This is a genomic window from Sinorhizobium psoraleae, from assembly GCF_013283645.1.
In the GTDB taxonomy this organism is placed as follows: domain Bacteria; phylum Pseudomonadota; class Alphaproteobacteria; order Rhizobiales; family Rhizobiaceae; genus Sinorhizobium; species Sinorhizobium psoraleae.
Genome location: NZ_JABEKV010000016.1, coordinates 31,308 through 43,147 on the forward strand (window position 1 = coordinate 31,308; position 11,840 = coordinate 43,147).

Here is an 11,840-nt window from a genome sequence, read left to right on the forward strand (position 1 = left end):
GGAATGGTGCGCGGCATCAGTTTGGAATGCATGCGCGCGATCGTCGGAATCCGCACCCGAATTGTCCGCGGCGGATCTTCACGAAGAGTGCTGCCGAAAGCACGTCGCACAACGCAGCTATGCGAGCATCATCGGGCGATCGGTTTTGCTGCGGATATGGTGGGCCGCCGCATGCGGGCCCCGGCAGAGGCGCCGCGGGTGGCCGGTATCGATGGCTGCGCCGGCGCAAGGCCCAGCCCGATTATCGGTGATTTGGAGCGCAATGGTGTCCTCGACCTACAGCGCCGGAATGCCGAAAGATTGCATTATGGCTAAGCCGTTATCCAGGAATTGAGTTCATAGCGGGTGATCGTGCTCGCGTTTACGCCGAAGGTGTCCGTCCCAAATGCTTGTGCAAGTTGCCGACCGCTGGCGTCTGCTGCAAAGCCTTGGGCAGGCTTTGCGTCTTGTCGTTGACCGCGATCGAGCATCTTTCAAGAGTGCCCGATTGACCATGTTCACCGAGACCGACATCGCCTAAAACAAGATAGGCGATGCGACGACAGCGCTGGACCGGCTGCGCTGGATCAGCGTCGCGAGCGTCATGAGAAATTCCGACGCCTCCGTCAGGCTGGCATGCCTGCCAGTCGAACCGCACAACACCTCGGGAATAGGAACCATCGAGCGTTGGTCTGGCGGCGGGAGGAAAGCCGAAACATCGGCGGCCAAGATCATAGTCGGCTACTATGGAACCTTTCCAACGGTATCTAGAAAGACGAAGGCAGGACAATGGAGTGCAGTTGTGGGGAGAGCTCAAGCGCATGGGGTTCTAGGGCGGCGGAGCGACGGTTCACAGATGGACCACAGCACGCAAGCAAAGGCCGAGTGCCAGTTCAAAGGACGCCCGGGCGTTGCGGCGGGATCGAGCGTGATATGCCGGAGGTGAAAGCGCGCTCACGGAGCCCTGGAGCACCAGCCCGGTGAAGGGGCAGACTAACCGCCTAAAGACGATCAGGCGCCAGATGTACGGTATCCATCCGAGCAGGGCCGCAGGATTTTGCGCGCCGCGCGTGGTAACTTGGGTTCATGGAGATCGATGAGGACAAGATCGACGATGCCGTTTTGGCGCTGCTATGGCTGACGCTGCATAACGAACGTTGTGCCTGGAAGGGCTTCGATTGGGCAACGACGGATCGGCTTCACAAGAAGGGCTTGATCGGCGACCCAGTCAACAAGTCGAAGTCATTGATCCTGACCGATGAAGGCTTGGAGCGTTCGCAAGCATTGTTCCGGGAGCTGTTTACGCGACCGCCGCAATAGGCCGTCCCTTTGTGTGACTTCCATTGCCAAGGCAGCAGTTCGTGCAGGCGGGAGACGGGAAGATCGGCGATGCGGGCGAACACATCGGCGAGCCACGCCTTTGGGCGACGTCGTTGAGACGGCAGGTCGTGATGACGGAGAGCATGATGGCGGCTCGATCGGCCCCACGCTGGGAACCGGCGAAGGTCCAGTTTCGACGCCCAAGTGCAATTCCTCTCAGAGCGCGCTCGGCCGCATTGTTCGTGAGACAAATCCGGCGTCTTCGAGGAAACGGGCAAAGCCATCCCAACACTTCAGCATGTAATCGATCGGCTCGATCACCTCGGACGACTTGCTGAGCGTGGCGCGCTCCGTGCTGCCACCGATCCGGTCGTATTATACCAAGCCTCAATAATCCCGACTCTCGGGATTCCCAAAAACCGACGAATCTTCTGTGGTTGCCGCCCGTGATGCAAGAAGTCTTTGAGCCGAAGGTCATGTGATCGAGTGCGGTCTTCTGTGAGGCCTGTAGATACGGCGTTTTCAGAAGCCGCTGGCCGGTATGGTGATCTGCGGGTCGGGTCCAAATCTGAATCCCGAGCTCTTCTGCTCATGATTCAAGGCTGGTTTTCCCGGTCCAGATCTTTTCGATCATTTAGCCCATTCGGGTCGTCGCCTTCTTACACCTCCACTTTCCGGCACAGGCTGATTACAGCATTGTCATCATGTAGCCATCGCCTGCGTCGGAATGCTGTAGTCCTCATGTTTTGTCAGCAATGCCCAGATCGTGCGCGCCATCTTGTTGGCCAGTGCGATCGCGACCAACATTCGGGGCTTTCGCGCGAGCATGCGCGCCAACCACGATCCTTCCGGTATGGATTTCCTGCCCAGCCAGTTCAGGCGTGTCATTGCCCCGATAATCAGCAGCCTCCGGATATCAGACTGCCCTGACTTGGAAATGCGTCCTAGCCGTTGTTTGCCGCCCGACGAGAACTGACGGGGCACAAGGCCGAGCCATGCGGCGAAGTCGCGGCCACGCCGGAAGTTCTCCATTTGCGGGGCAAAGGCTTCGATCGCCAAGGCTGTCAAAGGGCCAACGCCAGGAATGGTCTGCACACGCCGCGCCGTGTCAGCTTCAGCCGACAATGCCTTGATCTTTGCGGTCCGCTCGTTGATGCGAGCCGTCTTCTCAGCGATCTGCTTCAACAAATCGCGGCATTCTTCACGCATCAATTCAGGCAAGTCGCTGTTTTGCCCGTCCAGAATATCTTCGATACGCTTGAAGTGGTTAAAACCTCGAGGAACAACATGGCCATACTCATAAAGGCAGGCCCTGAGCGCGTTGACCAGTTCCGTGCGCTGGTGGACGAGTCTTTCTCGAGCGCGAAACAGGATCGCCCGGCTCTGCTGGTCCGCGGATTTCGGCTCCACAAAACGCATTTCCGATCGCTGGGCCGCAACTACGATAGCCTCCGCGTCCATTGCATCGTTTTTCTGCCGCTTGACGAACGGCCGCACATATTGCGCCGCGATCAGCTTCACTTCATGGCCGAGCTTAACCATCTCACGTGCCCAGTAATGCGCGCTGCCGCAGGCTTCCATCACCACCAACGCCGGTGGGTGTTCCGCCATGAACTTGGAAAACTTCCGCCGTGACAGCTTCTTTCGAAACCTGATTTGCCCGCTCATCGAAGCACCGTGCAGTTGAAAGACATTCTTTGCCAAATCCACGCCAATCATCGTATCGTTCATAACGGTTGCCGTCCTTTCCGCTCAGTGGTCACAACACCACATCTTGGCACATTGCGATGCCGTCTAGGGAGGGCGGCAACCACATGGGGTAATCGCGGGAGCGAGTCGCCCCTGATGCAGTCCCGACACCTACTGAATACCTGACCTCCTTGCCGCTCCGCGGTAGCGGAGCGGGTTAGTCCAACGAGCGTTGCGCCTGGAAGGGCTTCGACTGGGCAACGACGGATAGGCTTCACAAGAAGGGCATGATCGCCGACCCAGTCAACAAGTCGAAGTCATTGATCCTGACCGATGAAGGCCTGGAGCGTTCGGAAGCGTTGTTCCGGGAGCTGTTTACGCGGTCGCCGCAATAGCCATCCCTTTGCGCGACTTCCACTGCCAAGGCAGCAGCTCGTGCAGGCGGGAGACGGGAAGATCGGCGATGCGGCTGAACACATCGGCGAGCCACGCCTTTGGGTCGACGTCGTTGAGACGACAGGTTGTGATGACGGAGAGCATGATGGCGGCTCGATCGGCCCCACGCTGGGAACCGGCGAAGGTCCAGTTTCGACGCCTATGGAAACATTTCCATAGGCGTCGTTATGTGAACATCCGGATTATGGATAGTTGGCTGAGACAATTCCCCAGACGCGGCACTTCATCGAACACAGTCGGCTGGAACTGCGACCGTAACTTTACATAATCCTGATCTCCTCTGCGCGCTAATCACGCAGGAGATTAAGATCATGAATCCGATTAAGTTGCAGCCTGGACCTCGTCAGTGGCTTGAGAACAGTCCGCTTGGGCAGTTTTCCGATCGATACCTGGAACACCTTAGCCAGGCTCGCTATTCACCAAGCACCGGTCGTGTCTATCTATGCTGCATTGCCCATTTCGCCCACTGGATCTCGGCCGAACGGCTGACGTTGGCGTCCATAGATGAAGCCGCATGTACGCGGTTTCTCCTCCGTCATCTTCCCGTCTGTGACTGCCCTTATCCAACTCGTCGTCTGCCGCACGAACTCAGGGCGGCAATCTCGCATTTACTTCGAACCAGTGAGGTGGCGCGATTGCAGCTTGAAGACGCCGATTGGCGGCAGGGTACGATCCGCATTTCCCGGTCAAAGGGGAGACGTTTCGACATTCTTCCCCTGCCGCCCGAAACGGGTGATGCGATCGTTAAGTATCTGCAACACGAGCGTCCGCCAAGCGTGAACCGAGCGATATTCGTCAGACACGTTGCGCCTTATGACCTCCCAATCCAAAACGACAGCCAGGCAGGCGGTGTTTGCTGCATACAAACGTTGCGGGTGGCCAAAGACAGGCGTGCATATCCTCCGGCACAGCGCCGCCAGCCGCATGCTGAATGCCGGTGTTCCTATGAAGCAAATTGCCGATATCCTGCGCCATCGGAGCATCGACACCTCCATGATCTACACGAAGGTCGACCTTCAGAGGCTCGCAGCGGTCGCTATGCCGTGGCCGGGGGGTGCGGCATGAGCCAGTTGCTGACCATGCAGGCGCGGATCGACGCATACCTTGCGGACCGGCGTCGCCTCGGGTTCTCGCTCGATAGCGCCGCTAGCGTGCTTAAGTCGTTCGCCCACCTTGCCGATGTATCGGGCCATCGCGGCCCCATCACAACAACGCTGGTTGTCAGTTGGGTTAAAGGGGAGACTCGGAACGCAGCGCCAGCCTCCTGGGCGCGTCGCTTCGAAGTATTGCGTCCCTTCGTCGAGCACGAGAAGCGCTTTGATCCAGCGAATGAACTTCCCGAGCGCGATATGTTCGGTAAAAGAGGCCAGCGCCGGACACCACATATTTATACTGACCAAGAGATTGTCGCGCTGCTGATGGCGGCGCGGAGGCTAAGTCCGCAGCACTCAATTCGACCGGCAACCTATGAGACTATGTTGGGGCTGATCGCAGCGACCGGATTGCGGATTTCCGAGGCGCGTAAGCTTCGATGCCGCGACGTCGATATTGCCGGCCGATGTCTGACCGTGCGGATGACCAAATTCACCAAATCAAGAAATGTACCATTTGATGCCAGCACCGCCGCTGCGCTCTCGCGTTACGTCGCAATCCGCGGCCGCTACGCGCCGTCCGAGGCGGACGCATCTTTCTTCGTCGGCGCTTCGGGGCACGCTCCATCCAAGCGGCAAGTCCATTGGACGTTCCAGCAGTTGCGCCGCGACGCTAATATTGTTGCACGCGGAGCCTATGAAAAAGTTCGCATTCACGATCTGCGCCACACCTTCATTTGCCGACGAGTGCAGCGTTGGCAGGCCGAAGGCGCCGATATCGACAACGCCATTGCCGCGCTTGCGACTTATGTCGGCCATGCCAAGGTCTCCGATACCTATTGGTACCTCACCGGCATTCCCGACCTGATGGCCGTGGCCGGCAATCGCTTCGAATCATTCGCGATGGCGGAGTGCCGCCATGAGTGATCGATCAGTACCTTCCTTTGCCGCGCTGGTTCAGCGTTTCTTTGTCGAGCATCTGGGGCAGCATCGCGCTGTCAGTCCCCAAACCATCGCTGCCTATCGTGATACGTTCCGGTTGCTCCTGGCCTTTACAGAGACGTCGATCGGGAAGACGCCAAGTGCAGTTGCGCTCACCGATTTGAAGGCAACGCTATTGCTCGATTTCCTTAATCATCTGGAGAAAGTTCGTGGCAACAGCGTTCGAAGTCGGAACGCGCGGCTTGCCGCGCTGCGAACTTTCCTCAAATACGCAGGGCACCATGATCTTGGTGCTCTCGGGATCATTGAGCAGGCGCTCGCCATTCCGATGAAGAGAGTAGATCGCCCTCTCATAGGCTTTCTAACACGCTCGGAGGTCCAGGCTATCTTGAACGCTCCTGACGATACGACATGGACCGGGCAGCGCGATCGAGTGCTGTTCAGTCTCATGTACAACACCGGCGCGCGCGTCTCCGAGATCATCGGCATTCGTTGTTGCGATATCATTCTTGACGGCCAAGCTGCCGTTTACCTGCATGGTAAGGGACGCAAGGAACCATGCGTTCCCTTGTGGCGCCCGACGGCGGCACTAGTTCGGCGATGGCGGCGATTAGGCGGCGTAAATGCGAAGGATGACTTCCTGTTACCCAATCGTGCCGGCGGTAAGATGACCCGTGCGAACGTCACGCAACGGCTCAATCTCGCCGTCGGTGCTGCAACCCGACATCTTCCCTCCCTTGCGGGCCGCTCCATATCACCTCATGTGATCCGCCACTCGACAGCAATGCATCTGCTTCAGTCCGGTGTCGATATCACCGTCATCGCGCTTTGGTTGGGGCATGAAGATACCGCGACCACGCACATGTATATCGAGGCCGATCTTTCCATGAAGGAGCAGGCACTCAGCAAACTGCAGCCTCAGGACGTCAAGTTGGGGCGGTACCAACCGCCCGACCAACTGATGCGCTTCCTCGAAGCTCTCTGATTATGTCAAGTTTGCTGAGGCGGAAACGGAGAATATCCCGAGGCTGTCTCAGCCAACTATCCATAATCCGGATGTTCACATAACGACGCCCGAGCGCAATTCCTCTCAGAGCGCGCTCGGCGGCATTGTTCGTGAGACAAATCCGGCCATCTTCGAGGAAACGGGCAAAACCATCCCAGCGCTTCAGCATGTAATCGATCGGCTCGATCACCTCGGACGATTTGCTGAGCGTGGCGCGCTCCCGTTTCAGCCACGCGTGCATGTCATCGAACAGCGGCTTGCTCTTTTCCTGCCGCGCCGCCAACCGTTCTTCGGCGCTCAATCCATTGATCTGGCGCTCGATCTCGAACAGCGCGTCGTACCGTTGGACGGCCTCCAGGGCGATCGGCGAGATCGGCTTGCCCTTGCGTTTGCGGTCGCGGGCGCTTTTCTGGACGTCGGCCAGTTCAAAGAATTTGCGCCGCGCGTGCGCATGACAAAAGGCGAAGGTGATCGGTACCGCTTTCTTTTCGGCGACACTGAGCGGCTCGAAGCCGTTGTAGCAATCACTCTGCAGAATGCCGCCATACCCGGCCAGGTGCTTCTGCGGGTGCTCGCCGCGGCGGTCGCTCGAAGCATAGTATATGGCCGCCGGCGCTGCCGCGCCGCCGTAGGGCCGGTCATCGCGCACGTAGGTCCATATTCGCCCGGTCGTGCATTTGTCTTTGGCCTGGATGGGAATGGTGGTGTCGTCGCCAAAAAGGCGCTCGGCCGCGAAGACATGCGCCTCGATCAGATCAAAGATCGGCAGGAGCGCGGCCGTTCCATACCCGACCTGGTCGGCCAGCGTCGAGGTCGAAAGCTCGATGCCCTCGCATTTGAACCGGGTGCTCTGGCGGTTGAGAGGGCTATGCATGCCAAACTTGTCAAAGAGGATCGTCGCCAGCAGATGAGGACCGATGAAGCCGCGCGGCGTGGCATGGAACGGCGCCGGCGGTTGGCTGATCGCCTCGCAGTCTCGGCAGGTAAATTTCTCCCGCACCGTCTCGATCACTTTGAACCGGCGCGGAACCTCCTCGAGCGTCTCGGTGGCGTCCTCGCCCAGTTTCGACAGGCGCGACCCGCCGCAGCATGCACAGGTGACTGGGGGATCGATCACCACGCGCTCACGCTCGATATCCTCCGGCCACGGCTTCGGACCGGCCGTTTGCGCGTGAACGAACGAACGCTCGAGGTCTTGGCGGCAGCCGCCTGCGCTGCGGCTTCATCCTCCGTCGCCGCCATCACCAGTTCTTCGAGCTGCAATTCCATCTGGTCGATCAGGCGCACCGTGCGCTCGGATCGCCGGCCGCGCAGCTCGCGCTTCAGCTTTTCGATCGCCAGCTCCGGACTGGCAATCAAGGCCTCACTGTCCGACAGCATGGCCTGCGCATTGGCGGCTTGCGCCACCGCAATGTCCCGCTCGGCGACGACGACGGTGTCGCGCTCGGCAGCAACGACATCACGTTCAGCCTGTAACATCTCACGCTCGGAAAGCAGCGCCAGATAGGCGCTCGCAAGGTCCGCAGGAAGATCCACAGGCTTCGAGGTCATGAAGCCATTCGATCAGATTCACTCAATATTTTCAATGCACTGCTATCCGACCCGTGTCGGACGCCAGGTTTCCTGCGGATTGCGCCAGTCGATCCCGGACAACAAATAAGACAATTGTGCCGGTGAGATCGCTACCGCGCCGCCCTCCATATTCGGCCAGATAAACCGGCCCTTCTCCAGCCGCCGGGTAAAAAGGCAGGCGCCCAGACCATCATGCCAGATGATCTTCAAAATATCCGATCTGCGCCCCCTGAAGACGAAGAGATGCCCTGACAACGGATCATGCTTCAAAACCTCCTGCACCCGAAGCGCCAAAGAGGGAAAGCCACAGCGCATGTCCGTATACCCCGTCGAAAGCCAGACCTTCATCCCTGTTCCCATCGGAAACGGATTCACCGCAGCGCCTCCAGTCCGCGCAGGATCCGAAGCAGCGCCTCAACGTCGACATCGCGTCCCACGATCACACGGCGACCATTGGCGCTGACAACCTCCATAAGCCCACTTTGTGCCGTCGAAGAATTGGTCGGCGCAACAACCGGCATGCCTGGCTCCGGGACCAACAGTGCAGGAATAAACCCTTCACTCCCCCGGCCATTGCCGAGCCGTCCCTCGCGAGCGGCTTTACGCCAATCGTTCAACTGAAAGCGTGTGATCCCATGGCGGCGTGCCGTTGCCGTCACCTGACGCGGGGCGGAATAACTCTCCGCCACGATCGCAAGTTTGGTCTCGTTGCTGAAACGGCGACGCCGCCCGCTATCGACAATCTCCATACGGCTTCTGTAACGGGCCTCCGCGAGTCAATCCCTTATGAGCTCAATCCCTCGCCGAGTGCTTGCTTCTGTTGGGGTGGACGGCCCCGAACGGCATCGAATGTGCCATGGTGAGTCGTTGTGAACTCAAGCAAAGGGAGCCGTCCGTGGACCAGATTATTCGTATTGGCATGGATACGTCAAAACATGTCTTTCAATTGCATGGCGTCAACGCTGCTGAGAAACCGATCCTGCGCAAGAAGTTGCGCCGTAAGGAAATGATGGGCTTTTTCACGGAATGCCCGCCGACTGTGATTGCGATCGAAGCCTGCGGTGCTTCGCATCACTGGGCCCGGTCGCTGGCCGCGCTCGGGCATGAGGTCAAGCTGATCCCCCCGCAGCTCGTGAAGCTTATGTCAAACGGGGCAAAAATGACGCAGCCGATGCGGAAGCACTATGCGAGGCGATGAGCCGCCCAACAATGCGGTTCGTTCCGATGAAATCGGCGGATCAGCAAGCCGTACTGATGCTAGTCGGCATGCGCGAGCGCGTTGTTGCCGCACAAACGCAGCTTTCCAATACGATTCGCGGCCATGCGGCTGAGTTTGGGCTGACCGCCGGTAAAGGCATGTCCCATATCCCGCTACTGCTTTAACGGATCATGATTGACGAAACCATTCCAGCCCTGGCACGCGATCTATTTGCATCTCTCGCTGACGAATTTGCTCAGTTAGATGAGCGCCGGAAGGAATTGGAAGCAAAACTGATGGCCTGGTATCGAAATAACGAATGCTGCCGTCGTCTTGCAAAAATCCCGGGTGTCGGGCCGATCGGCGCGGTACTACTGGTGATGAAAGCGCCGGCGCCGGAGTTGTTTGCGTCGGGAAGGCAATTTGCCGCCTGGATGGGGCTGACGCCCCGGGACCATTCGACTGCGGGTAAGGTCAGGCTTGGTGTCATTACAAGGGCCGGCGATGAGGCATTGCGCAAGACACTGGTTGTGGGCGCGACCGCGGTTTTGCAGCACCTGCGTGCGGGACGCGGAAGGAACGCTTCACCGTGGCTTGTCGAATTGCTCAAGCGCAAGTCACCCAAGCTCGTGGCTATCGCACTGGCCAACAAGATCGCCCGGATTTCCTGGAAGATGATGGTGACCGGCGCAACCTATCGCCAAAACGCTGAGCCGCCAAAGTTGGCAAGTGCGGCTTAAAAAATCAGGCAACCACGGCAAGCTGGAAGCTACCGCGTTGATCTGATGCGTGAACTTGCAGGAAACGAGCAGATGGTGTGATCGATCGATCCGAGACGCGGGACACTCCGTTGCGGACAGTGGCTTTTGAAGTCGAGCTTCTGTTTGGAATCCATGTCGCGGAACCCATCTTGGCCAGCGTTCATGTGCGAGCGCAGCAACAGGCCGGACATATGAACGCAAGCGATCCGATCAAATCACCATAAGAGTTCTTGCAAGGAGGGGGCCGTCCACATATGTCCGCAGTCGACGCTTGGCCGCTGCTCTATGGGGTCTGCTGAGGACCGGTTGGCCAATCTTTTAGAGGCGCAGTCACCGGGTGCTGCTGATCGCATAGCGGCCTAACCCGTCCATCGTCCCGGCGAAGGGACCTTGCTGCGGAGGGCTGATGGCTGTGCCCGTCCGAAAGCCTGTCTTGTCGTCTCCTCCCGATCAAGCCGCCAGGGCTGGCGCTCTCCTGTGAGCAATGAAGTTGGTTCTGTCCCTGAGCAGGCAATGCAACACCACCGCCAGCTTGCGGGCCAGCGCCACACGCGCCTTTCTGGGACCGGCACGTCTTGCGACCGCCAGTGCCCAACCCTTCAGATCTGAACCTTTGACCGGTCGCGTCAGGATGACGTTGGCCGCCTCGTAGAGCGCGGTTCGCACGCTGCCATCGCCGATCTTCGAGATGCTGCCGCTATGATCGGTCTCGCCCGACTGATATTTCTTCGGGGTCAATCCGAAATGCGGCCCCACCGCTCTTGATGATCGGAAACGCTCAGGCGCGTCGACGGCCGCCGCGAATGTCAGTGCCACCAGGACGCCGACGCCGGGCGTCGTCATCAACCGACGGGCTTTCTCGTCGTCTCGGGCGATGACACGCAACTTGCGTTCGAAACTGGCAAATTCGTCCGCAAGAGCGTCGCGCACCTTCAACAACGACGCGGCAATCGCCTCCAAGGTCGGATGACCTTCGATTAATTCGCGGATCCGTGCCGCATAGGTGCGTCGCGTCGTCGGTCCTACCTTAAGGCCGAAGCCGCGCAGAATGCCGCGGATGCTCATCTCGATGTCGTGAAGTTTCCCCTGGATCAGTTTGCGGGCCGTCAGCAGCGCTCGCACCTCCTGGGCGGCAAGAGATTTGCAGTGGACCGGTCTGAACCAGCCAAGCCGCATCAACTGCGCAATGCCCCGCGCGTCCTTCTTGTCGGTCTTCACCGGCATCGTCTTGAAGGCAGCACGCGCGTGCCGCGTCTCGATCAGTTCGACCGCGAGACCCGCCTTTGTCATTCCCGCATGCAGCCACTGCGACAAGGGGCCGGCCTCAAGACCGATCCGCTTCATCGCCACGCCGTGCTCGGCAAACCAGGCGATCAGCGCATCGGGTTCGCTGAGCACCTTTGCTTCCCGCACGATGCGGCCATCCGCATCCACCACGCACACACTCGAATATTCCAACGAGACATCGATTCCGGCATACTGCTTCATGGTCGTCTCTCCGTGATGCTATGGAGCAGGCCACTCCTGACTCCGCGACACCATCATTGTGAGGATTAGACAACACCATCTAATCGCCGCTGGATGAAAGTTCAGTGGCAGGAAGATCAGAAAGTGCGTGTGAGGCTAATGGGTGGGGAGGACGACGGCGATACGAGGCCGATTCCAAAGGCCGCCTTGTTGCGGCCTGCCTTTAGCCGTAGGTCTCGGTATCGGGGCTTGCGTTTGAACATGGGATCAACAACCTCCTTCGGAAATGGATAAAGAAAGCTATGTAGTCGGCCCTGAACAAAGGCTAAATCATTGATCTTCTGGCGGTGGGAAGATCT

At 58.9% G+C, this 11,840-nt stretch carries 10 protein-coding genes and 6 pseudogenes; 8 read left to right on the top strand and 8 right to left on the bottom strand.

The window, feature by feature from the left end:
- Positions 1–315, top strand: a 315-nt coding sequence (locus ILFOPFJJ_RS34815) for a hypothetical protein (RefSeq protein ID WP_210267697.1), incomplete at its 5' end; no start/stop codon positions are given.
- Positions 316–1,065: 750 nt separating this feature from the next.
- Positions 1,066–1,299, top strand: coding sequence for a DUF6429 family protein (locus tag ILFOPFJJ_RS32990; RefSeq protein WP_173514631.1), 234 nt, complete (start codon positions 1,066–1,068; stop codon positions 1,297–1,299).
- Positions 1,300–1,316: 17 nt separating this feature from the next.
- Here the strand turns inward: ILFOPFJJ_RS32990 and ILFOPFJJ_RS32995 are convergent.
- Positions 1,317–1,650, bottom strand: a pseudogene (locus tag ILFOPFJJ_RS32995) (IS66 family transposase); the annotation flags it as partial.
- Positions 1,651–2,001: 351 nt separating this feature from the next.
- A complete protein-coding gene (locus ILFOPFJJ_RS33000; protein ID WP_173514632.1) occupies positions 2,002–3,030 on the bottom strand; it encodes an IS110 family RNA-guided transposase in 1,029 nt (342 codons plus the stop codon).
- A gap of 182 nt (positions 3,031–3,212) precedes the next feature.
- Here ILFOPFJJ_RS33000 and ILFOPFJJ_RS35745 point away from each other — a divergent pair.
- Positions 3,213–3,383, top strand: a pseudogene (locus ILFOPFJJ_RS35745) (DUF6429 family protein); the annotation flags it as partial.
- On the opposite strand, the pseudogene ILFOPFJJ_RS33005 reads toward ILFOPFJJ_RS35745, so the two are convergent.
- Positions 3,364–3,582, bottom strand: a pseudogene (locus ILFOPFJJ_RS33005) (transposase domain-containing protein); the annotation flags it as partial. The pseudogenes ILFOPFJJ_RS35745 and ILFOPFJJ_RS33005 sit on opposite strands and share 20 nt — an antisense overlap.
- 173 nt (positions 3,583–3,755) lie before the next feature.
- On the opposite strand from ILFOPFJJ_RS33005, the pseudogene ILFOPFJJ_RS36690 reads away from it, so the two are divergent.
- The 4 genes and pseudogenes from ILFOPFJJ_RS36690 to ILFOPFJJ_RS33020 form a co-directional block, all read left to right on the top strand.
- A pseudogene (locus ILFOPFJJ_RS36690) lies at positions 3,756–4,235 on the top strand (tyrosine-type recombinase/integrase); the annotation flags it as partial.
- Positions 4,236–4,257: 22 nt separating this feature from the next.
- A complete protein-coding gene (locus tag ILFOPFJJ_RS33010; RefSeq protein WP_173514633.1) occupies positions 4,258–4,509 on the top strand; it encodes a tyrosine-type recombinase/integrase in 252 nt (83 codons plus the stop codon).
- Positions 4,506–5,462: a tyrosine-type recombinase/integrase gene (locus ILFOPFJJ_RS33015; RefSeq protein WP_173514634.1), complete on the top strand. Its 957-nt coding sequence runs from the start codon at positions 4,506–4,508 to the stop codon at positions 5,460–5,462. Before ILFOPFJJ_RS33010 ends, ILFOPFJJ_RS33015 begins: the two co-directional genes overlap by 4 nt.
- On the top strand, positions 5,455–6,462 hold the full coding sequence (locus ILFOPFJJ_RS33020; protein ID WP_173514635.1) for a tyrosine-type recombinase/integrase: 1,008 nt from the start codon (positions 5,455–5,457) through the stop codon (positions 6,460–6,462). Before ILFOPFJJ_RS33015 ends, ILFOPFJJ_RS33020 begins: the two co-directional genes overlap by 8 nt.
- Before the next feature lie 82 nt (positions 6,463–6,544).
- Here the strand turns inward: ILFOPFJJ_RS33020 and tnpC are convergent.
- The 3 genes and pseudogenes from tnpC to tnpA form a co-directional block, all read right to left on the bottom strand.
- Positions 6,545–8,034, bottom strand: a pseudogene (gene tnpC, locus ILFOPFJJ_RS33025) (IS66 family transposase); the annotation flags it as partial.
- A gap of 42 nt (positions 8,035–8,076) precedes the next feature.
- Positions 8,077–8,403: an IS66 family insertion sequence element accessory protein TnpB gene (gene tnpB, locus ILFOPFJJ_RS33030; RefSeq protein ID WP_376741491.1), complete on the bottom strand. Its 327-nt coding sequence runs from the start codon at positions 8,401–8,403 to the stop codon at positions 8,077–8,079.
- Between the two features lie 23 nt (positions 8,404–8,426).
- Positions 8,427–8,804 carry an IS66-like element accessory protein TnpA gene (gene tnpA / locus ILFOPFJJ_RS33035; protein ID WP_173514636.1) on the bottom strand — a complete coding sequence of 126 codons (378 nt, stop codon included), beginning with the start codon at positions 8,802–8,804 and terminating at the stop codon, positions 8,427–8,429.
- 146 nt (positions 8,805–8,950) lie between these two features.
- On the opposite strand from tnpA, the pseudogene ILFOPFJJ_RS33040 reads away from it, so the two are divergent.
- Positions 8,951–9,993, top strand: a pseudogene (locus tag ILFOPFJJ_RS33040) (IS110 family RNA-guided transposase).
- Between the two features lie 471 nt (positions 9,994–10,464).
- On the opposite strand, the gene ILFOPFJJ_RS33045 reads toward ILFOPFJJ_RS33040, so the two are convergent.
- Together ILFOPFJJ_RS33045 and ILFOPFJJ_RS34820 are read right to left on the bottom strand one after the other, a co-directional pair.
- Positions 10,465–11,502, bottom strand: coding sequence for an IS110 family RNA-guided transposase (locus ILFOPFJJ_RS33045; RefSeq protein ID WP_173514637.1), 1,038 nt, complete (start codon positions 11,500–11,502; stop codon positions 10,465–10,467).
- Positions 11,503–11,618: 116 nt separating this feature from the next.
- On the bottom strand, positions 11,619–11,840 hold a 222-nt coding region (locus tag ILFOPFJJ_RS34820; protein ID WP_376741492.1), incomplete at its 5' end, for a hypothetical protein.

Excerpts from the sequence above, each read along its gene's own strand:
- ILFOPFJJ_RS33020 (WP_173514635.1), top strand. The coding sequence starts at position 5,455 with ATGAGTGATCGATCAGTACCTTCCTTTGCCGCGCTGGTTCAGCGTTTC.
- ILFOPFJJ_RS33010 (WP_173514633.1), top strand. The coding sequence starts at position 4,258 with ATGACCTCCCAATCCAAAACGACAGCCAGGCAGGCGGTGTTTGCTGCA.
- tnpB (WP_376741491.1), bottom strand. The coding sequence starts at position 8,403 with ATGAAGGTCTGGCTTTCGACGGGGTATACGGACATGCGCTGTGGCTTT.
- ILFOPFJJ_RS33000 (WP_173514632.1), bottom strand. The coding sequence starts at position 3,030 with ATGAACGATACGATGATTGGCGTGGATTTGGCAAAGAATGTCTTTCAA.
- ILFOPFJJ_RS33045 (WP_173514637.1), bottom strand. The coding sequence starts at position 11,502 with ATGAAGCAGTATGCCGGAATCGATGTCTCGTTGGAATATTCGAGTGTG.
- ILFOPFJJ_RS32990 (WP_173514631.1), top strand. The coding sequence starts at position 1,066 with ATGGAGATCGATGAGGACAAGATCGACGATGCCGTTTTGGCGCTGCTA.
- ILFOPFJJ_RS33015 (WP_173514634.1), top strand. The coding sequence starts at position 4,506 with ATGAGCCAGTTGCTGACCATGCAGGCGCGGATCGACGCATACCTTGCG.
- tnpA (WP_173514636.1), bottom strand. The coding sequence starts at position 8,804 with ATGGAGATTGTCGATAGCGGGCGGCGTCGCCGTTTCAGCAACGAGACC.